Source organism: Thauera terpenica 58Eu (assembly GCF_000443165.1).
GTDB classification, from domain to species: Bacteria; Pseudomonadota; Gammaproteobacteria; order Burkholderiales; family Rhodocyclaceae; genus Thauera; species Thauera terpenica.
In genome coordinates this window covers 1-677 of sequence record NZ_ATJV01000133.1, presented here as the reverse complement: position 1 = coordinate 677, position 677 = coordinate 1, and the positions used below count along the sequence as shown (strand labels likewise).

1 protein-coding gene is annotated in these 677 nt (G+C 66.3%); it reads left to right on the top strand.

Features of this window, described 5'->3' with window-relative positions:
• A partial coding sequence (locus M622_RS39220) for an NAD(P)/FAD-dependent oxidoreductase (RefSeq protein WP_021251217.1) occupies positions 1-677 on the top strand: 677 nt, incomplete at both ends.

Below are 677 nucleotides of genomic sequence, written 5' to 3'. Positions count from 1 at the left end.
AATCATCGTCCCGGCCTGGTGGTGCACACCGCCGGCTGGCCGATGGACAACGCCACCTATGGCGGCGGCTTTGTGTACCACCTCGAAGACAACCTGGTCGCGGTGGGCTATGTGGTGGGCCTGGCCTACAGTAACCCCTTTCTGTCGCCCTTCGAGGAGATGCAGCGCTACAAGACCCACCCCGAGATCCGTCAATATCTCGACGGTGGCAAGCGCCTGGCCTACGGCGCGCGCGCGCTCACCGCGGGTGGCCTGCAGAGCCTGCCGCGCCTGATCTTCCCGGGTGGTGGCCTGATCGGTGACGACGCCGGCTTTCTCAACGCCGCCCGCATCAAGGGCAGCCACGCCGCGATCAAGTCCGGCATGCTCGCCGCCGAAGCCGCTTTCGACGCGCTCGGCCAGGGCCGCGAGCGCGACGCGCTCACCGCCTACCCGGCCGCCTTCCGCGACTCCTGGCTGTTTACCGAGCTGCACAAGGCGCGCAACTTCAAGCCCTACATGAAGAAGGGCTTGTACCTGGGGTCCTTGCTGTTTGGCATCGACCAGATCCTGTTCCGCGGCAAGGCGCCGTGGACGCTGCGCAACACGGCTGACCACACCACGCTCAAGCTCGCCGCCGAGTGCGAGAAGATCGACTACCCCAAGCCCGATGGCGTGCTCACCTTCGATCGCCTGTC